The 18,927-nt window shown below is 60.0% G+C and carries 20 protein-coding genes; 13 read left to right on the plus strand and 7 right to left on the minus strand.

The genetic code is table 11. From position 1 onward, the window contains the following. Nucleotides 1-174 precede the first annotated feature (174 nt). Nucleotides 175-1,272: a helix-turn-helix transcriptional regulator gene (locus ASD36_RS06790; protein WP_060501274.1), complete on the plus strand. Its 1,098-nt coding sequence runs from the start codon at nt 175-177 to the stop codon at nt 1,270-1,272. Here ASD36_RS06790 and ASD36_RS06795 read toward each other — a convergent pair. Both ASD36_RS06795 and epmA read right to left on the minus strand, forming a co-directional pair. Then, nucleotides 1,269-2,339, minus strand: a complete 1,071-nt coding sequence (locus ASD36_RS06795; protein WP_060501276.1) for a lysine-2,3-aminomutase-like protein — start codon at nt 2,337-2,339, stop codon at nt 1,269-1,271. The two genes, ASD36_RS06790 and ASD36_RS06795, sit on opposite strands and share 4 nt — an antisense overlap. Then, the gene (gene epmA, locus ASD36_RS06800; protein ID WP_060501277.1) at nt 2,336-3,406 is read right to left on the minus strand and encodes an EF-P lysine aminoacylase EpmA; all 1,071 of its coding nucleotides are present in this window, start codon (nt 3,404-3,406) and stop codon (nt 2,336-2,338) included. Before epmA ends, ASD36_RS06795 begins: the two co-directional genes overlap by 4 nt. A 197-nt stretch (nt 3,407-3,603) precedes the next feature. On the opposite strand from epmA, the gene efp reads away from it, so the two are divergent. After that, nucleotides 3,604-4,173 (plus strand): elongation factor P, encoded by a 570-nt coding sequence (efp, locus tag ASD36_RS06805; RefSeq protein WP_060501279.1) that lies wholly within the window; start codon nt 3,604-3,606, stop codon nt 4,171-4,173. Nucleotides 4,174-4,248: 75 nt separating this feature from the next. On the opposite strand, the gene ASD36_RS06810 is transcribed toward efp, so the two are convergent. Beyond that, nucleotides 4,249-4,578 (minus strand): hypothetical protein, encoded by a 330-nt coding sequence (locus ASD36_RS06810; protein WP_060501281.1) that lies wholly within the window; start codon nt 4,576-4,578, stop codon nt 4,249-4,251. 25 nt (nt 4,579-4,603) lie between these two features. Next, entirely contained in the window at nt 4,604-4,855 is a 252-nt protein-coding gene (locus ASD36_RS06815; RefSeq protein WP_060501283.1) for a GlsB/YeaQ/YmgE family stress response membrane protein, read from the minus strand. A 238-nt stretch (nt 4,856-5,093) separates the two neighbouring features. Between ASD36_RS06815 and ASD36_RS06820 the strand changes: the two genes are divergently transcribed. After that, nucleotides 5,094-5,957, plus strand: a complete 864-nt coding sequence (locus tag ASD36_RS06820; protein WP_244481822.1) for an EamA family transporter — start codon at nt 5,094-5,096, stop codon at nt 5,955-5,957. A gap of 86 nt (nt 5,958-6,043) precedes the next feature. After that, complete coding sequence (locus tag ASD36_RS06825) at nt 6,044-7,285, plus strand: cyclopropane-fatty-acyl-phospholipid synthase family protein (protein WP_060501287.1); 1,242 nt, start codon at nt 6,044-6,046, stop codon at nt 7,283-7,285. Here the strand turns inward: ASD36_RS06825 and ASD36_RS06830 are convergent. Beyond that, nucleotides 7,275-8,096 (minus strand): lipo-like protein, encoded by an 822-nt coding sequence (locus tag ASD36_RS06830; protein WP_060501289.1) that lies wholly within the window; start codon nt 8,094-8,096, stop codon nt 7,275-7,277. The genes ASD36_RS06825 and ASD36_RS06830 overlap by 11 nt on opposite strands. Nucleotides 8,097-8,243: 147 nt before the next feature. On the opposite strand from ASD36_RS06830, the gene mbfA reads away from it, so the two are divergent. Then, nucleotides 8,244-9,227, plus strand: a complete 984-nt coding sequence (mbfA, locus tag ASD36_RS06835; protein ID WP_060501291.1) for an iron exporter MbfA — start codon at nt 8,244-8,246, stop codon at nt 9,225-9,227. 143 nt (nt 9,228-9,370) lie between these two features. After that, entirely contained in the window at nt 9,371-9,763 is a 393-nt protein-coding gene (locus ASD36_RS06840) for a glyoxalase superfamily protein (RefSeq protein WP_060501293.1), read from the plus strand. A gap of 66 nt (nt 9,764-9,829) precedes the next feature. Here the strand turns inward: ASD36_RS06840 and ASD36_RS06845 are convergent, their stop codons facing one another. Further along, nucleotides 9,830-10,450 carry a transglutaminase-like cysteine peptidase gene (locus ASD36_RS06845; protein WP_060501295.1) on the minus strand — a complete coding sequence of 207 codons (621 nt, stop codon included), beginning with the start codon at nt 10,448-10,450 and terminating at the stop codon, nt 9,830-9,832. A 223-nt stretch (nt 10,451-10,673) separates the two neighbouring features. After that, entirely contained in the window at nt 10,674-11,477 is an 804-nt protein-coding gene (locus ASD36_RS06850; protein ID WP_060501297.1) for an alpha/beta hydrolase, read from the minus strand. Nucleotides 11,478-11,695: 218 nt separating this feature from the next. Here ASD36_RS06850 and infC point away from each other — a divergent pair, with 218 nt between their 5' ends. The 7 genes from infC to ASD36_RS06885 all read left to right on the plus strand — a co-directional run bounded on the left by infC (nt 11,696) and on the right by ASD36_RS06885 (nt 18,909). After that, complete coding sequence (gene infC / locus ASD36_RS06855; RefSeq protein WP_060501299.1) at nt 11,696-12,232, plus strand: translation initiation factor IF-3; 537 nt, start codon at nt 11,696-11,698, stop codon at nt 12,230-12,232. A 228-nt stretch (nt 12,233-12,460) separates the two neighbouring features. Continuing rightward, nucleotides 12,461-12,664, plus strand: coding sequence for a 50S ribosomal protein L35 (gene rpmI, locus ASD36_RS06860; protein WP_018323613.1), 204 nt, complete (start codon nt 12,461-12,463; stop codon nt 12,662-12,664). A gap of 38 nt (nt 12,665-12,702) precedes the next feature. Then, entirely contained in the window at nt 12,703-13,107 is a 405-nt protein-coding gene (rplT, locus tag ASD36_RS06865) for a 50S ribosomal protein L20 (RefSeq protein WP_037103878.1), read from the plus strand. A gap of 108 nt (nt 13,108-13,215) precedes the next feature. Beyond that, complete coding sequence (gene pheS, locus ASD36_RS06870) at nt 13,216-14,301, plus strand: phenylalanine--tRNA ligase subunit alpha (protein WP_060501301.1); 1,086 nt, start codon at nt 13,216-13,218, stop codon at nt 14,299-14,301. Between the two features lie 78 nt (nt 14,302-14,379). Continuing rightward, the gene (gene pheT, locus ASD36_RS06875) at nt 14,380-16,806 is read left to right on the plus strand and encodes a phenylalanine--tRNA ligase subunit beta (protein WP_060501303.1); all 2,427 of its coding nucleotides are present in this window, start codon (nt 14,380-14,382) and stop codon (nt 16,804-16,806) included. A 170-nt stretch (nt 16,807-16,976) separates the two neighbouring features. Further along, nucleotides 16,977-17,345, plus strand: coding sequence for a nuclear transport factor 2 family protein (locus ASD36_RS06880; protein ID WP_060501305.1), 369 nt, complete (start codon nt 16,977-16,979; stop codon nt 17,343-17,345). 373 nt (nt 17,346-17,718) lie between these two features. Next, nucleotides 17,719-18,909 (plus strand): TCR/Tet family MFS transporter, encoded by a 1,191-nt coding sequence (locus ASD36_RS06885; protein WP_060501306.1) that lies wholly within the window; start codon nt 17,719-17,721, stop codon nt 18,907-18,909. Nucleotides 18,910-18,927: the final 18 nt, after the last annotated feature.

Consider the following 18,927-nt stretch of genomic DNA (forward strand, 5'->3'; position numbering starts at 1 on the left):
CAAAAGCCGGCCGCTTTTTCTGCAGCGGCCGGCTTTTTTGTGCCTGGAATCCCGTCCGGGTTTGGCATAGGGCCGAAATTGGACCAATGAACAGAATCATCCCGGCCTGGACACCATTGACGCGAGGTGCCCCGAAAACCTAAAATCCTCGCTCGCGAATGTGAGAATATTCGAATGCGTGTCAACGCAGAACGCCTCTCTGAAGCCCTGGATCAGGTCCAGGCTGCGGTTTTTGAACCCTCGCTGTGGCTGCCGACAATGGAAGCGGTCAGCCGGGCGAGCGGTGCTTTGGGCATCAATATAATGGAGCCGTCCGGCCGCGGTACTTTCGGCGCGGTGCTCAGCACAGAAAATCTTGAAACGCTTCTGGACGGCTATATGCGTGACGACTGGGGATCGCGGGATTTTCGCGCGAACTTGCTACAGCCACTCCACCGTGCTGGCGTCGTGCTTGAAGCCGAAATTATCTCAAAAGAGCAGTTCGACCACCACGAATACTATCAATTCATGAAAAAGCACGGCGTTGGCGATTGTGTGCTGATGGACATCTCCTCAGGCAAGGATGCGCTGTATTTCGTCCTGCAGAGTAGCTTGACCGACGATTCCCCGCGGGCAACGGACTTACCGCATTTTCATACCATCCGGACACGGCTGCTGACCGCCGTGCACCTCGCCCAGCATGTCGACGCCAGCAGGGTCATGGGCATGGCAGCGGCCTTCCAGACCTCGAATATTGGCTGCATCTTCTTTGACCGGAAAGGCCTCGTCACACTGACGAACCTCAAGGCCGAAACGCTGTTTTCGGACGATTTGCGCATTTCCAGAGGCGAAGTGCGCGCCGGCTCCGCACATGAGACGGCGCGCTTTCACCGGGAACTCAAGATCGCGTTGCAGGCTGCCGGCCCCGGCGCCGAGCCATTGTCCGCCGTTCGCCTGTCACGCACGGGCAAACGGCCGCTCATCGTCCGGTTCGAACGGTTTGGTCCGCAGCTTGCCGATTTATTCTCGCATTCCTGCGCCTTGGCCCTGATCGAGGATCCGGACGACGAGATGCGGCAGAACCCGGAAACACTGATGGCGCTATTCGACCTGACCCCGGCAGAAACCCGGATATCGATGCTTGTCGCCAGCGGCATGAGCGCCGTTGACATCGCCAGCCAGCACGGCATCAGCTATGAAACGGTCAGAAGCCATATTCGCTCGATATTCCAGAAAACCGGCACCGGCCGGCAATCGGAACTCAGCGCCCTGTTCGGTAAAATCCGGCTTTAAAGAGGCTGCTTGCCGGCCGATCCCGGCGAATAGGCGTGTTGCCCGCCATTGAAATCAGACACCGTGTAGCAGCCATCGCCGTTATCCTCGATGGTCGATGCGCTGATCACCGTTTTGCCGTGACCGCCGGGGATGTCGAGGATGTAGGCGGGCTGGCAGAGGCCGGAGACACGGCCGCGCAACGAGGCGACCAGCGCCTGCCCCTCCTCGATCGTCAGGCGGAAATGGCTGGTGCCTGGCGCAAGATCGGGGTGATGCAGGTAATAGGGCTTGATTCGGTTTTCGACGAAGGCGCGCATAAGCGCCGCCAGCGTGTCGGGATCGTCGTTGACGCCCTTGAGCAGCACCGACTGGCTGATCATGACGATGCCGCTATCGACCAGCCGGGCACAGGCGGCGCGCGCGTCTGCCGTCAGTTCGCGCGGATGGTTGGCATGCAGCGCCAGATAGGTGGTCTTGCCGCTGGCCTTGAGCGCTGCAATCAATGCTTCGTCGACACGTTCAGGTTCGACAACCGGCACGCGGGTGTGAAACCGGACGATCTTCACGTGTTCGATACCGGCCAGCCGCTCCATGATCGACGCCAGCCGGCGCGGCGACAGAACCAGCGGATCGCCGCCGGTGAGGATCACTTCCCAGATTTCCGGATGATCGGCAATATAGGCGAAGGCATTATCCATCGCCTGCGATGCAAGCGTCCCAAGCCCCTGCGGCCCGACCATCTCGCGGCGGAAGCAGAACCGGCAATAGACCGGGCAGACATGCACGGCCTTCAGCAGCACGCGATCGGGATAGCGATGGACGATGCCTTCGACCGGACTATGGGCGCCGTCACCGATCGGGTCTTCGCGCTCTTCCGGCAGACGAACGAGTTCCGCCATATCAGGAATGAACTGCCGGGCGATCGGATCGTTGGGATCATTCGGGTCGATCAGGGCTGAGACAGCCGGCGTGACGGCCACCGCATAACGCGCGGCAACCTCCTCCAGCCCGGCGCGCCGGCCGGCAGGAACAAGGCCGGCGTCCTGCAGATCACCGATCGACTTGAGGGAGCGAAGCACTGTCACCGGCGGTCCTCACTCAGCGGCTCGGTCTGCGCCACCGGCGCCCAGATCACCTGGTCGATCCGCGATGCACCGGTTGCCAGCATCACCAGCCGGTCGAAGCCAAGCGCGCTGCCGCTCGCCTGTGGCATGATTTCAAGCGCCTTCAGGAAATCTTCGTCCAGCGGGTACGTTTCGCCGTAAACGCGCTGTTTTTCGGCCATTTCCATGCCAAAGCGGCGGCGCTGTTCGGCGGCATCCGTCAGTTCGCCGAAGGCATTGGCGAGTTCCACACCACAGGCATAAAGCTCAAACCGCTCGGCGACGCGCGGATCATGCGGCGTGGGCCGCGCCAGCGCGGCCTCGGCGACGGGATATTCATAGAGGATCGTCGCCCGGCCGAAGCCAAGATTGGGCTCTACCTTCTCGACGATGACCCGGCTGAACATATCCGCCCAGGTATCATCGTCCGCAACTCTGAGGCCGGCGACCCGAAGGGTTCCGGCAAGGCGTTCGCGGTCGGTTTCGCCGCTCCGGCCGATGGAGGAAAGAAGATCGACGCCGGCGAACCGCGCAAAGGCTTCGGCAACGGTGATGCGCTCAGGCTCGGCAAACGGATCGGCCTGCGCGCCGCGATAGCTCAGCTGCTTTGCCCCCAACGTTTCCGCCGCAAGCCCGAGTATCCCAGCACAGTCGCGCATCAGCGCATCGTAGGTTTCTCCGGCGCGGTACCATTCCAGCATGGTGAATTCTGGATGGTGCAACGGCCCGCGTTCGCGGTTACGATAGACATGGGCGAAGCAGGCGATGCGCGGTTCCCCGGCAGACAGCAGTTTCTTGCAGGCAAATTCCGGGGACGTGTGGAGATAGAGCGGGGCAGTGCTACCATCGTGATGGATAGCCTGCGTTGCGAAGGCATGCAGATGTGCCTCGTTGCCCGGTGACACCTGCAGTGTCGCGGTATCGATCTCGACAAAATCGCGATCGGCGAAGAAACCACGCAACGCCGCCTGAATCCGGTTGCGGCCGATCAGGAAACCACGGCGGTCGGCATGGACATCAGGAGTCCACCAGGGAGAGGCAGCAGGCATGAACGTGTGGTTCCGTTTCTCGGGCAGTCTATATTTCGCGGCAGTTGTACGGGTTTCTTCGAGCCTGATCCGCCGTCACACTGGCAATTTGCCCAAATATAGGATAGGTGCGGCCCGAAAACGCATTCTGGCGTCTGTGACGCGCATATTTCGTGCGCTCCTCTACGACGCATCAAGCTCAGTTACAAGGAAGACTTATGGTCAAGGTAATCGCCTCCTCGGTCCGCAAGGGCAACGTTCTCGAAGTCGACGGCAAGCTTTACGCCGTTCTCACCGCGCAGAACTTTCACCCTGGCAAGGGTACGCCCGTCACGCAGGTGGATATGCGCCGCATTTCCGACGGCGTGAAGGTCTCCGAGCGCTGGCGCACCACCGAGCAGGTCGAGCGCGCCTTCGTTGAAGATAGCGACCACACCTTCCTGTATGAAGATGGCGAAGGCTTCCACTTCATGAACCCCCAGACCTACGATCAGGTTGCCGTTTCGCCCGACGTTATCGGCGACGACAAGGCTTATCTCCAGGAAGGTATGGCTGTTCAGCTGAAGATGTACGAAGGCCAGGCGCTGGCCATAGAACTTCCCACCCGCATGACGCTCGAGATTGCCGAGACGGAACCGGTCGTCAAGGGCCAGACGGCATCGTCCTCCTACAAGCCGGCGATCCTGTCGAATGGCGTGCGCACCATGGTGCCGCCGCATATCGGCGTTGGCACCCGCGTCGTCATCCTGACCGAAGACGCATCCTACGTGGAACGCGCCAAGGATTGATCCTTGATATCTGGATTGTGAAAACGGGCGCGGCTTCAAACCCCGCCCGTTTTCGTTTCTGCGGCAGAGTTGCCGCTAATGCTTCAATTCCGGATAGGCGTCCGACACCTCATCAACGCCTCTCAGCGTGCCGTCATACCCCTCAAGCGTGACACAAACGCTGGAATGAACATCCAGCACACCGTCGCGCCGTACCGCCATGCGTGATCCATTACTGCGTACCAGAACCGCATCACCCTTGAAGCCCTGCTTCAACAACCAATCGCGCGAAGCATTCAGGCGAATGCGCACTTGGCTGGCATCATCTTGCTCGCGCGCCACGATAAGCTCATAGGAAACCGGCTCGGAATGACCGTTGATTTCCAGCTTGCCCTGGCTACTGCCTTCGGCTGCGAATGTTAGCATTGTCGTTCTCCTTTGAACCCGGCCACTATCGTCGAACGGCGCGGCCGACCGCAATCAACAGGCAAGCACCGACGAAGCCGATGACCAGATAGGCAAGCCATCCGGTGAAGCCCATGCCGGCAAAAGCGAGGATGGCATTCAGCACGACGGCACCGACGATGCCGAGAATGATGTTCATGAAGACGCCCATGTCGGATTTCATGAACTGTTCAGCCAGCCAGCCGGCAAAGCCGCCGATGATGATTGCCGCAATCCAGCCTACGCCATTGACGTCCATGTGTTTGCCCTCGCTTGAAACAGGTTTCTGCTGCAACCGATAACGGTCGAGCGGGTCATATGTTCCGCCCTGCTCAATAAGCAGTATCAAAGTGCCTTATATTAACCCCCACAAATATGAATTTGCCGGCAGGGTCCGCATTCGCTAGAGCCGTACTGGGCGTGATCGGCACGGCCTGCGGGAGAATGACATCTTGGATCAGCGCACAGCAGCATCAGCCGATGGCAACGAAGGCCTCATTCCACCCGCAGCAACATTGCCTGACACCGGCACCGCAGCTGCGCTCACCGGCGGACTGATGTGCCTTCTGTCAATGTCGAGCGTCCAGTTCGGCTCGGCGCTGTCGGCACCGTCAATCGCTGCCTATGGCCCATTCGGCACCACCTGGCTGCGCCTGGCCTGGGCCGCTATGCTGCTGGCCATCGTCGTGCGTCCACCGATCCTTCGCTATTCGCGGGCGCAGTGGCAGACGGCCGGTCTGCTCGGCGCCTGCATGGCGGGCATGACGCTGTGTTTCTTCGCGGCCATCGAGCGCATCCCGCTCGGTCTCGCCGTCGCCATCGATTTTCTCGGGCCGCTCGCGGTTGCCACTTTCGCTTTCGGCCTCGGCTGGCGGCTGGTCTGGCCGTTGATCGCTGGTGCCGGCGTGCTTTTGCTCGCCCATGACGGCAACGGCTGGATCGGCGATTCCACCGGCATTCTCTTCGCCTTCGGGGCCGCCACAGGCTGGGGGCTTTACATTATCCTGATGAAGAAGGCCGGAAACGCCTTCGAAGGCCTGCAGGGTCTCTCCATGTCGCTGATCGTGGCAGCAATCGTCGCCACGCCTTTCGGGCTTCTCGACCTGCCGCGCATAACGATGGAAGGCGTGGTGACGATCGCGGGTCTAGCGCTGCTTGTACCGCTCATCCCTTACGCGCTGGAAATGATCGCGCTGCGCCGCATGAGCACATCCTCCTTCGGCATCCTGATGAGCCTGGAGCCGGCGCTTGGGGCACTTGCGGGTTTTCTGGTCCTCAGCCAGCCGATGACTGCCCTGCAGATCATGGGGACTGTTCTGGTCGTCGCAGCCAGTGCCGGAGCCACCGCCACAGGCCGTTGAAACGCCCGAGAATTATTGCCGCGCTTTTTGCAAACCCGGTGATAGAGTGCTGCTTCGCAAGCGTCGCTTTTTCCATCGAGGTGTGCATGTTTCCACTATCGCATATGATGAAAGCTTTCATTCGCAAGGGTCAGCTGACCGTCATCGACGCCGATGGCAAACCACATGTTTTCAAGGGTGAGCCCGGTCCGGAAGTGACCATGCGGCTGACCGACCGCAAGCTCTACCGCACCCTCGTCTTCAATTCCGAACTGGCCGCCGGCGAAGCCTATATGGACGGCACGCTGCGCTTCGAAGACGGTTCGAACTTACGTGATTTCCTGACGCTGTTTTCCATCAACCGGCTGTCGCTCGGCTCCTATCCGATCCAGAAGGCGCTGCGCGCCATCAAGATGCGCTTCCGCAAGCGCCAGCAGTCCAACGTCAAGGGCGAGGCCCAGCGCAACGTCGCCCATCATTACGACCTCGGCAACGACTTTTACAAACTCTTCCTCGACGAGCACATGCTCTATTCCTGCGCCTATTTCCGCGAACCGGACGAGACGCTGGAACAGGCGCAACGCAACAAGTTGAGACTGCTTGCTTCCAAGCTTTGCCTCCGGCCCGGCATGAAAGTGCTCGACATCGGTTGTGGCTGGGGAGATCTGGCGCTCTATCTTGCCCAGCTTGAGGATGTCGAAGTGCTGGGGGTGACGCTGTCCAAGGAACAGCAGGCACTGGCGACACAGCGCGCCAAGGATGCCGGACTGGAAGGCCGCGTGCGCTTCGAACTGCGCGATTACCGCGAGGTCAACGAGACCTTCGATCGCATCGTCTCGGTCGGCATGTTCGAGCATGTCGGCGTCAGCCACTATGATGAGTTCTTCAAGAAGGTGAACACTCTGATGCCCGACGACGGCATTGCGGTGCTTCATTCGATCGGCCATATGAGCCCGCCCGGCATGGCCAGCGCCTGGCTGCGCAAATACATTTTCCCCGGCGCCTATTCACCCGCCCTTTCCGAGGTTTTCGAGGTGGTGGAGCGCAACAGCCTGTGGGTCAGCGATCTCGAATTTCTGCGCGTCCACTATGCGACGACGCTCAAGCATTGGGTCGAGCGCTTCGATAAGAACCGCGACAAGGTCGTCGAGATGTATGACGAACGCTTTGCCCGCATGTGGGAATTCTATCTGGTCAGCTGCGAGATGATGTTCCGCACCGGCAGCCAGCTGGTGTTCCACATGCAGCTGTCGCGCTCGCGCGATGCCGCACCGATCGTGCGCGACTACATCACCGACCGGCAGAAGGCCTACATCATCCGCGAACAGACGCTCAATATCACCCTATGAGCGCCTGATCGCTGTCACCCTGCCATTGCAGCCGCTTGTAATCGAAGCCGTATTCGAGCGTCGGCTTGACGATGGCAAAATAGGGCGAAAGATCGAAATCGCGCGGCGTGTAAAGCGAATGATGGCGAATATGCAGGATTTCGGCGCGTGAATAGGTCGAAGTCGCCGACGCCCTGCCCGGCGCCCGGGTAATCTCCGGCAGGATCGGATAGCGGATCTGCTCAAAGGCCTGGGCGATCAGCGTCGAGCAGATTGCCCGTGTCGGGTCGCCGGACCCGAAAGCCAGCATGCGGCGGCGAAACCGCACCGGCACCGGCGGTGTCGGCATGAAGTAGCGTAGCATATCGAGGATGTTCTTCATGTCGTATTTCAGGCCGAGCCGCGAAATCATGAAGGACAGAACGGCGTTGCGATCGTCCGGCGTCAGCCCGACAGGCCGGCAGATGCGGGTGTTGTAAGTGCAGTATTTTCTGAGCGGCACCGCAACGCAGCCTTCGCCGAGATTGACCTCGATCAGCTGCGGACGGTCGATCACCGGCAGCGTTGCCTGATCGAGCGTCAGCGGGATTTCGTCACCGGCAAAGAACGCGGCATGCGACCAGGTCGATTGAGTGAGATACTTGATCGTGTTCGAAACCTTGTGATTGCCCTCGATCAGCAGGATATCACCCGGCCGCAGCGTTCGCGCCAGCGTTTCGGGGTCGGACGGCGTATAGGGTTCGTATCCCGATGTCCGTGCCGTCAGCCTTCCTGCCATCGCCATGCCGATGCGATCGAGAAGCGTATCCTTGCTGGTCAGAAGCGGGTTCATGCGCAAGCAGCCTTCGTTCGGCGTTCATCCTCCTGTTTATGTAGGAATTTATCCTGCCGCCTGTCGAGTCACACGACCGGTTCGGGGGTTGACCTTCGCGTGATGCGGTCTTAATTTAGAATTATTCTAAACTAGGTTGATCGCATCATGTTTTCCCGTCTGTTTTCGCGCCCCAAGCGTTCGCTCTCCTCGCTGTCCGAACAGGAAGTCCTGGCACTTGCCATCTCATCCGAGGAAGACGACAGCCGCATCTATTTTGCCTATGCCGACGCGCTGAAGGACAAGTATCCGGACTCTGCGAAAGTCTTCGAGGACATGGGAGAGGTGGAAAACACCCACAAGACCATGCTGATCGACATGCACCGCCGCCGGTTCGGCGAACGTATTCCCCTGATCCGCCGCGAACATGTCAGCGGATTCCCTGCCCGCAAGCCTGACTGGCTGCGCCACAACCAGTCGCTCGACGCCATGCGGCGCGAGGCGGAAGAGATGGAAACGCAGGCCTACAATTTCTATGTCGAGGCGGGCAAAAACACATCCGACGCAGCAACCCGGCAATTGCTTGGCGATCTGGCATTGGCCGAGCAGGGTCATGAGGACATTGCCCGCATGCTGACGGACAAGCACGTGCCGGAAAGCGCGCGCAAAAAGGAAGATGAGGCGGCACACCGCCAGTTCCTGCTGACATACGTGCAGCCGGGCCTTGCCGGACTGATGGATGGCTCGGTCTCGACCCTGGCCCCGATTTTCGCCGCCGCCTTTGCCACCCAGGACACATGGCAGACCTTTCTCGTCGGCCTGTCGGCGTCGGTCGGTGCCGGCATATCCATGGGCTTCACCGAAGCCGCCCATGACGACGGCAAGCTCTCCGGCCGTGGCTCGCCGCTGAAGCGTGGTCTTGCCTGCGGCATCATGACGACGCTCGGCGGCCTTGGCCACGCCCTGCCCTATCTCATCCCGCATTTTTGGACGGCCACGATCATCGCCGCCGTCATCGTCTTCTTCGAACTCTGGATCATCGCTTTTATCCAGAACAAGTATATGGAAACGCCATTTTTGCGCGCGGCCTTCCAGGTGGTGCTGGGCGGCGGACTGGTGCTGGCGGCGGGCGTGTTGATCGGTAACGCATGATTAAAACGTTTTGCCGCCCGGGGTTTTCCCTGTTACAGACACGGGGGCGTGAGCACTGTCTCATCGATTGAAAAAAGGAGTACGGGTTTCACGCGGCACCGCCCGTCTGGCGCCCCGAATTCTCCCAAATCTGAGGTGAAGCGATGGATGACATCGCCGATCACGGTATTCGCTTCGGGCGAATTGCCGCCATGCTCCCGGTCAAGGATATGGGCAAGGCCCACGACTTCTACGTCAATGTCCTCGGCTTCCGCAAAACCTTCGAAAACGGCAATCCGGTCGGCTTCATGATCCTCAAGCAGGATCAGGCCGAACTGCATCTGACCCTGCAACCCGGCCACAAGGCCGCTGCCTTCAATGTGGCGCATATGATGGTGGCGGATGTCGATGCCTTGCATGCGATTTGCCAGAGCCACGGACTGCGCATCATCAAGGGCCTGCAGGACAAGGACTATGGCCTGCGCGCCTTCGTCTTTGAAGATCCAGATGGCAACCGGATCGATGTCGGTCAGGTTCTTCCCGCAAAGCCCCGCTGATCAGAAACAGGAAGGGCGCGACCTACGCAGGTCGCGCCCTTTTTCAAAACCTTGAACTGGCGGCAATCAGTTCCCGACCGAACCCACCAGCACTTCCGCGCCGTTCTCGATCGTGACCCAGCGGCCGGTGTTGAACGATGCCTGGCGCTTGAGGAAGCGATAGGGTGTCTTGCTCCAGAGCTTCACGTCATTTTCGAGATTGTCGAGGATGAAGTCACCCTGTGCCGTGCGCACGGTCAGGACTGCATGGCCTTCGCCATCCGGCTTGCGAACAACGGTGATCAGCAGGTCAGACGGAGAGAACCCTTTTTCCATCAGGCGCTTGCGCTTCAGAAGAACGAAATCCTCACAATCGCCCGCACCTTCGGGATAGGCCCAGACCTCGTCCTTGCCGAACAGGTCCATGTCGGTCATCGGGGTAATCTCGCTGTTGACGGCGAGATTGACCTGGCGGATCACCGACCAGCCGAAATCGGTGACGCGCGGCGCTACCGTCGATTTGGTCTTGATTTCGCATTCCGGACGATGGGTCTGGCAGAATTCGTAGTGGCCGATCGGCTGCGAGGTGATGGCGCCCGTCTGCATCGACAGCGCGCTTGCCGATGGCGCCGGAATAGCAACGCCTGCCGAAGCGAAAACAGCCGCAAGTACCACGACCACTTTCCTGATGCCCATCAACTGCGCCATGCGTGTCCCCTGTGGCGCGGTTTCTTCTGAAACCTCAGAAAGAACCCCCGCGAAAGCCTGAAATCCGTGGTCAGCTTTCGCGGTGAAACCCCGCCGCGCGCCGCTCTAATCATTAACAAAGAGTTAACAGCGCGGCCGAAACGAAGTCAATCACATGAATCGGGGATCGCCGGATATGGTTAAAATGCCCGGCAACGCCTTTGGTCGTAGGGGTTTACGGCTTTCAGCCAGCCAGCATCGCATCCACGGCAACCAGAATCCGCTCGATATCCTCCGGCCGCGACAGGCGGTGATCGCCATCGCGGATCAGCGTCATCACCACATCGTCCGAGGGCAGATGCTCCATCAGCTTCAGGGCATGGCTATAAGGAACATCGGGATCCTGCATGCCCTGCAGGATATGCACCGGGCAGCCGGTCTCGATAATGCCGGTCAATACGCGGTTCTGCCGCCCGTCCTCGATCAGCCGGGCGGTAAAAATATTCGGATCCGGCCCGTACGGAGTCGGCTCTTCGAAATAGCCACGTTCGGCCAGCGAAGCGCGTTCCGCATCCGAAAGATTCGGCTCAATCAGCTCGCTGGTGAAATCCGGCGCAGGGGCGATCAGCACGAGGCCGGCAATCCTTGTTCCTTCGCCGCGAGCGCGCAGTTCGGCAACCAGCCTGAGCGCCACCCAGCAGCCCATCGATGAGCCGACGAGAACCATGCGCTCCGGGTTCAGATGATCGATGACCGCGAGGCTCTCCTCCAGCCATCTTGAAATCGTCCCGTCGGTAAAGGCACCACCGGAGGCGCCATGGCCGGAATAGTCGAAGCGGATGCAGGCAGCACCGGAAGCGGCCGCGTGCCGCTCCAGCTCGACGGCTTTTGTGCCGGTCATGTCCGACCGGTAGCCACCCAGCCAGACCAGGGCGGGCAGGCGATTGCCGCTCTTTGCCTTCAGGACGCGCATGGCGATGAGCCGCGATTCGCTGCCGGTACCGACTTCAAGAGTGTCCGGTGCGGTGTTCGAAACTGGCAATGACATGCTATTTTCCTTATTTTAAAGCGCTTACCGCTGATTTTCTTTCTAAAACAGATTCTTCGAATGCCTGACAGGTGGTGATTTTCGTGAAGAGCTGTGTTATTGACTTTTCCGCAGCAATTTACACATGAAGACCAAGCGGCAGTGGAACGGCATTTTAGCCGGGACAAAGCGCTATCATCCGAACATTGCATTCGTAACAGCTCGAGGAGAGTACGACCATTCGCAGACCGTTCAAAACGGACGCCCCAGTCAAAGACGGGCCCCGCTCTAACAAGGAAATCCGGTCCCCCCGGGTGCAGCTCATCGACGCCGAAGGTGTAAACCACGGCAGCGTTCCCACCGATCAGGCGCTCCGCATGGCGGAAGAACTGGGTCTTGACCTCGTCGAGATCTCGCCGAACGCGGAACCGCCGGTGTGCAAGATCCTTGATCTGGGCAAGCTGAAATACGCGACGCAGAAGAAGGCCGCCGAGGCGCGCAAGAAGCAGAAGATCATCGAGATCAAGGAGATCAAGATGCGTCCGAACATCGACACGCACGACTATGACGTCAAGATGCGCGCGATGAACCGCTTCTTCGAAGAAGGTGACAAGGTCAAGGTGACCCTGAAGTTCCGCGGCCGCGAAATGGCCCACCAGGAACTGGGCATGAAGCTGCTCCTCCAGGTGAAGGAAGACACTACGGCAATCGCCAAGGTGGAAGCCGAGCCGAAGCTGGAAGGCCGCCAGATGATGATGGTTCTGGCTCCGCGGTAATCCCCGCCCAGAACCACCGCTGATGAAGCCGCCGGATTGGCGGCTTTTTCATTGCAATGACTGGCAATCGGGAAATGTCGGGCTGTTTCCGGAATCCCATTGCACTTTTCGGGCGCTTCGGTTACAAGCCCCCGTCCGAACGGTCCGGCAGGGCATGCCGTGGCCGTTCTTTACGCTGGAGACGACCTCGTCAGTCGATCTCAAAACCAAGAAGAATGGAGTAGCAAAATGCCCAAGATGAAGACGAAATCCTCGGCCAAGAAGCGGTTCAAGATCACCGCGACCGGCAAGGTAATGGCAGCTGCCGCAGGCAAGCGCCATGGCATGATCAAGCGGTCCAACAAGTTCATTCGCGATGCACGTGGCACCATGGTGCTGGCAGAGCCAGATGGCAAGAAGGTCATCAAGAACTACCTGCCCAACGGTCTCTAAGACGTCTGGCACTTTTGGATTTATAAGGAGATCATAACATGGCACGTGTAAAACGCGGCGTAGCAGCTCACGCCAAGCACAAGAAGACACTCAAGGCAGCCAAGGGCTTCTACGGCCGCCGCAAGAACACCATCCGCGCAGCCAAGGCTGCTGTGGATCGCTCGAAGGCATTTGCCTATCGCGACCGCAAGGTCAACAAGCGCAACTTCCGCGCCCTCTGGATCCAGCGCATCAACGCTGCCGTTCGCGAACATGGCCTGACGTATGGCCGTTTCATCGACGGTCTGGCGAAGGCTGGCATCGAAGTCGACCGCAAGGTTCTCTCCGACATGGCTATCCATGAGCCGGCAGCATTCGGCGCGCTTGTCGCTGCCGCCAAGAAGGCGCTTGAATACCTCAAGGACGCAGGCACCACCAACGAGTTTGAAAGCGCGGTTCGTTAAGACCAGCGCTTCCCAAGCCTTTTGGAATACGAATTGGGAAACCCGCGCTGGCACGGCTGGCGCGGGTTTTTCTTTGACCGATCACGGCAATGAACCGGGAAATGAACGATGTCCGATCTGGAAACCCTGAAAGACAATCTGCTGGCCGAAGTAACCGCTGCCGGTGACGAAGCCGCGATCGAAGCCGTGCGCGTCAACGCACTCGGCAAGAAAGGCTCGATCTCCGAGCTTTTGAAGACGCTCGGCACGATGACGCCGGAAGAGCGCCAGACCCGCGGCGCCGCCATCAACGCGCTGAAGACCGACGTCTTCGAAGCGATCGCCACCCGCAAATCGGCCCTCAAGGACGCAGCGATCGCCGAACGGCTGGCGCGCGAAACCGTCGATATCTCGCTGCCGGTCCGCTCCTCGCCCGCCGAGCGCGGCCGCATCCATCCGATCAGCCAGATCATCGACGAGATCACCGCGATCTTCGCCGATATGGGTTTCTCGATTGCCGAAGGTCCGGACATCGAGACCGACTATTACAATTTCACCGCGCTGAACTTCCCCGAAGGCCATCCGGCCCGCGAAATGCACGATACGTTCTTCTTCAATCCGGACGAGAAGGGCGAGCGCAAGGTTCTGCGCACGCATACCTCGCCGGTGCAGATCCGCACGATGGAAGCGCAGAAGCCGCCAATCCGCATCATCATTCCGGGCAAGACCTACCGGCAGGATTCGGACGCCACCCATTCGCCGATGTTCCATCAGGTCGAAGGCCTTGTGGTCGATACCAAGTCGAACGTCGCCAACATGCGCTGGATTCTCGAAGAGTTCTGCAAGACCTTCTTCGAGGTCGATGACGTGACGATGCGCTTCCGCCCGTCGTTCTTCCCGTTCACGGAACCGTCCTTCGAGGTCGATATTCAGTGCGACCGTTCCTCCGGTCCGATCGTCAAGTTCGGCGAGGGCACCGACTGGATGGAAATCCTCGGTTGCGGCATGGTGCATCCGAACGTCCTGCGCGCCGGCGGGCTTGATCCCGACGTCTACCAGGGCTTTGCCTGGGGCATGGGCCTCGACCGCATCGCCATGCTGAAATACGGCATGCCGGACCTCAGAAACTTCTTCGATGCCGACGTTCGCTGGATGAGCCATTACGGCTTCCGCCCGCTCGACATGCCGACCTTGTTTGGCGGTTTGAGCGCTTAAGATCGTCGATTGAACAATTTCCGCCAGCACTTCCGAAACGAGGAAGCACCGGCAAGACATTAGGACACGAGTGAAATCATGAAATTCACACTCTCCTGGCTGAAAGACCATCTGGAAACGGATGCCACCCTTGAACAGATTTGCGAGCGCCTGACCTCGATCGGGCTCGAGGTCGAGGAGGTCGATGACAAGGCCGCGTTCAAGCCCTTCGTCATCGCCAAGGTCGTCTCGGCCGAAAAGCATCCGCAGGCCGACAAGCTGCGCGTCCTGATGGTCGATACCGGCACCGGTGCCCCGGTCCAGGTCGTCTGCGGCGCGCCGAATGCGCGCGCGGGCCTTATTGGCGCTTTCGCCGCCCCCGGCGCTTACGTCCCCGGCATCGATGTCACACTCGCCGTCGGCACCATCCGCGGCGTCGAAAGCCATGGCATGATGTGCTCGGAAAAAGAGCTGCAGATGTCGGACAGCCATGACGGCATCATCGACCTGCCGGAAGATGCGCCGGTCGGCACCAGCTTTGCCGCCTATGCCGGGCTCGACGATCCGATCATCGAAATCAACCTGACGCCGAACCGTCCCGACTGCACGTCGATCTACGGCATTGCCCGCGATCTCGCGGCCTCCGGCCTCGGCACGCTGAAGGCAGCGCCGCAGCCGGCCTTCAAGACCGAAGGTGAGACCACCACCAAGGTCAAGCTCGATCTTGGCACAGACAGCCATCTCTGCCCAGGCTTTGCGCTTCGTCTCGTGCGTGGCGTCAAGAACGGCCCGAGCCCGAAATGGATGCAGCAGCGCCTGCTCGCCATCGGCCTTCGCCCAATCAATGCGCTGGTCGACGTCACCAATTACATGACCTTCGACCAGGGCCGCCCGCTGCACGTCTTTGACGCCGCCAAGGTCAAGGGCAACCTCACCGTCCGGCGCGCCACTGAGGGCGAAAAGGTTCTGGCGCTCGATACGCGCGAATACACTCTTTCGCCGGCTAACGTTGTCATCGCCGATGACAAGGGCATCGAGTCGATCGGCGGCATCATGGGCGGCGAGCATTCCGGCTGCGATGAAAACACCGTCGACGTGCTGATCGAATCCGCACTTTGGGACCCGATGAACATCGCCAAGAGCGGCCGTTCGCTCGGGATCATCACCGATGCGCGCTACCGCTTCGAGCGCGGCGTGGACCCGGAATACATGGTTCCAGGTCTTGAGCGCGCCACCCAGCTGGTTCTCGACATCTGCGGCGGCACGGCCGCCAAGACCGATGTCGTCGGTTATGCCGGCTACACGGCGAAGATCGTCGATTTCCCGGTGTCCGAGGTAAAGCGCCTGACCGGTCTTGAGGTCAGCGCGCAAGAGAGTATCTCGATCCTCACGGGCCTCGGCTTCGGCGTTGAAGGCTCTGGCGAGCGCGTTTCGGTTTCCGTCCCCTCCTGGCGTCCGGATGTCGATGGCAAGGCCGATCTCGTGGAAGAGGTCATGCGCATCCATGGCGTCGACAATATCAAGCCGCAGCCGATCGAAAGCATCGGCGCCGTCAACGGCAAGATCCTGACGACCCTGCAGATCCGCACCCGGCTTGCCAAGCGGGCGCTGGCATCCCGCGGCATGCTGGAAGCCGTCACCTGGTCCTTCATCTCGAAGGCACAGGCCACCCTGTTCGGCGGCGGCGCGGAAAGCCTGTCGCTCGCAAACCCGATCGCTGCCGATATGTCCGACATGCGGCCGTCGCTGCTCCCCGGCCTGTTGACCGCGGCCCAGCGCAATGCCGACAAGGGCTTTGGCGACGTGGCGATCTTCGAAGTCTCCGGCACCTATGAAAACGATACCCCGGCCGGGCAGCGCCGTGTTGCCGGCGGTATCCGCCGCGGCACCGCATCGCTTGCCGGTGCCGGCCGTTCCTGGTCGAATGCCGCCAAGGGCGGCGGCAAGCCGGTTGATGTCTTCGACGCCAAGGCCGATGCCATTGCTGTCCTCGAAGCCTGCGGCGTGCCGATGGGCAATGTCCAGTTCGAAGCAGGCGGCCCGTCCTGGTATCACCCCGGCCGTTCCGGCACGATCAAGCTCGGCCCGAAGATCGTTCTCGGCCATTTCGGCGAGTTCCATCCGAAGGTTCTCGAAGCGCTCGACGTTTCCGGCGCGCTTGCCGGTTTCGAAGTCTATGTCGATGCCATGCCCGAGCCGAAGAAGAAGGCCACCCGCACCAAGGCCGCACTGGAGCTTTCCCCCTTCCAGGCCGTCAAGCGCGACTTCGCCTTCGTCGTCGACAAATCCGTCGAAGCCGGTGCGATCCTCAAGGCCGCATCGAGCGCCGACCGCAAGCTGGTCACCGGCGTCAACGTCTTCGACATCTTTGAAGGCGCATCGGTTGGCGAAGGCAAGAAGTCCGTCGCCATCGAAGTCGTCATCCAGCCGGCTGAGCGCACGCTGACCGACGAAGATTTCGAAGTTTTGACGGGGAAGATCATCGCCAATGTGACGAAGAACACCGGTGGGGTTTTGCGGGCGTAAAAAGCGTGAGCACCGGGAGGGGCGATTTGCCTCTTTCGGTGGTTCAACGCAGGCTGACGCGGTGTTTGGGCGATGGACGCCGCGACTGGACCGCTTTGCGCCATTTGCAGACATCAGATAATGGCTGTCGTGATGAACGAATTTCGCAATATTTTTAGAGGACCACAGTTTTGAACGATGTTTCCCTGCCGGTGCAAAAACAGCTTGAGGCTTATAATGCACGTGACATTGATGCGTTCATGCCTTGGTGGGCGGACGATTGCCAGTATTATTCTTTCCCAAACACTCTGCTGGCGGGAAGTGCTGCGGAAATCAAGGCGCGCCACGTCGAGCGGTTCAAAGAGCCTGATTTGTACGGCAATTTGCTCACACGCATCGTTGTCGGAAACGTAGTTATTGATCACGAAACTGTCACGCGAACCTTTTCTCAAGGAAAGGGAGAGATCGACGTCGTCTGCATCTATGAAATTGAAGACAGCAAGATCGCGAAAGCGTGGTTCAAGACGAGCGAGCCCCGAATGTATCTTCCTATCGCCTGAGTTCTGCAGGCAATAGGGGGCCGCTGGGCCAGAAGGCGACAATCCGGCATTTCACGGCCTGCCCGCATTCTGTATTTTTCGGTCGCTGTTTCTATGGTGGCTGACTTGGTCAGCTGAGAGGACTTGCCCCTTCGCACCCGCCGATGTAAATAACATCCGTCGCGAAAAGCGGCCGCTTCCCTTGATCCGCTCGGTAGCGGAGTAAACAGGTGGACGAATTGTCGTCCAGGTGGTCAAGCACACGCCATCCCTGCGCATTTTTGGCATGGATCGGCCAGCGTTTCCCTTAAACCACACGCCTGATCTCCGTCAGGCCCTATCGCACGCATCGGCGCGGATCGCGTCCGCATGCCTGCGTCGATCGGATTGCGCCATGAACAGGCCTCTGCTTGTCATTTTTACCGCCATTGTCCTCGATGCCATCGGCATCGGTCTCATCTTTCCCATTCTGCCCTCCCTGCTGCAGGAGGTGACCCACACCCAGAACGTCGCGCCTTACATCGGTACGATGACCGCTCTTTATGCGGTGATGCAGTTTATCTTTGCCCCGGTGCTCGGCGCTCTCAGCGATCGTATCGGCCGCCGGCCCGTGCTGTTGATTTCGCTTGGCGGTGCGGCCATCAACTATCTCTTCCTGGCTTTCGCATCCAATCTCTGGATGCTCTTCATCGGCCGCGCCATCGCCGGCCTCACCAGCGCCAATATTGCCGTCGCAATGGCCTATATCACCGACATCTCTGCCGAGGACAAACGCGCCAAGCGCTTTGGCCTGTTCAATGCCATGTTCGGCATCGGCTTCATCATCGGCCCCGTCCTCGGCGGCGTCCTTGGCGATCATTGGCTGCGGCTGCCGTTCATCGCGGCGGCGCTGCTCAACGGCTGCAATCTGCTTCTGGCCTACTTCATCCTGCCGGAGTCCCGCACACCGACACGCGAGGCACTGGATCTCGGCGCACTCAATCCGCTGCGCCCCTTGCGATGGGTGTTTTCGCTGAAAAGCGTTTTGCCGCTGGTCTTCATCTTCTTCATCTTCAGCGCCACCGGCGAAGCCTATGGCACCTGCTGGGCGCTGTGGGGTAACGATGCCTTTCATTGGAACGGTCTGTGGATCGGTCTTTCGCTCGGTGCTTTCGGCATCTGCCAGACGCTTGCCCAGGCATTCCTTCCCGGCCCGGCCGTGAAGCTTCTCGGTGAGCGGACGGCTATTCTGGCCGGGGTCACCGGCACCTGCATTGCCCTCGTCGTCATGGCGTTCGCCACGCAAAGCTGGATGATCTTCGCGATCATGCCGGTCTTTGCGCTGGGTGGCATTGGCGTTCCGGCACTGCAATCTCTTGCCACCCGGCAGGTTGACGAGCGCAGCCAGGGCCAGTTCCAGGGTGTGCTGGCGTCCGTTGTCAGCCTCGCCACGATCATCGCACCGTTGGCCTTCTCAAGTGTCTACTTCGCCTTCCGCCAACACTGGCCCGGCGCGATCTGGCTATCGGTCGTTGCCGTCTACGCGATCGGCATGCTTTTGGTGCTTGGCCTGCGATTGAAGCCGCCGGTGGCAAGTGCGCCGTAAGGCCAGCGCCCTCCGCAA

It is taken from the genome of Rhizobium sp. Root1334 (genome assembly GCF_001426665.1).
GTDB lineage: Bacteria > Pseudomonadota > Alphaproteobacteria > Rhizobiales > Rhizobiaceae > Pararhizobium.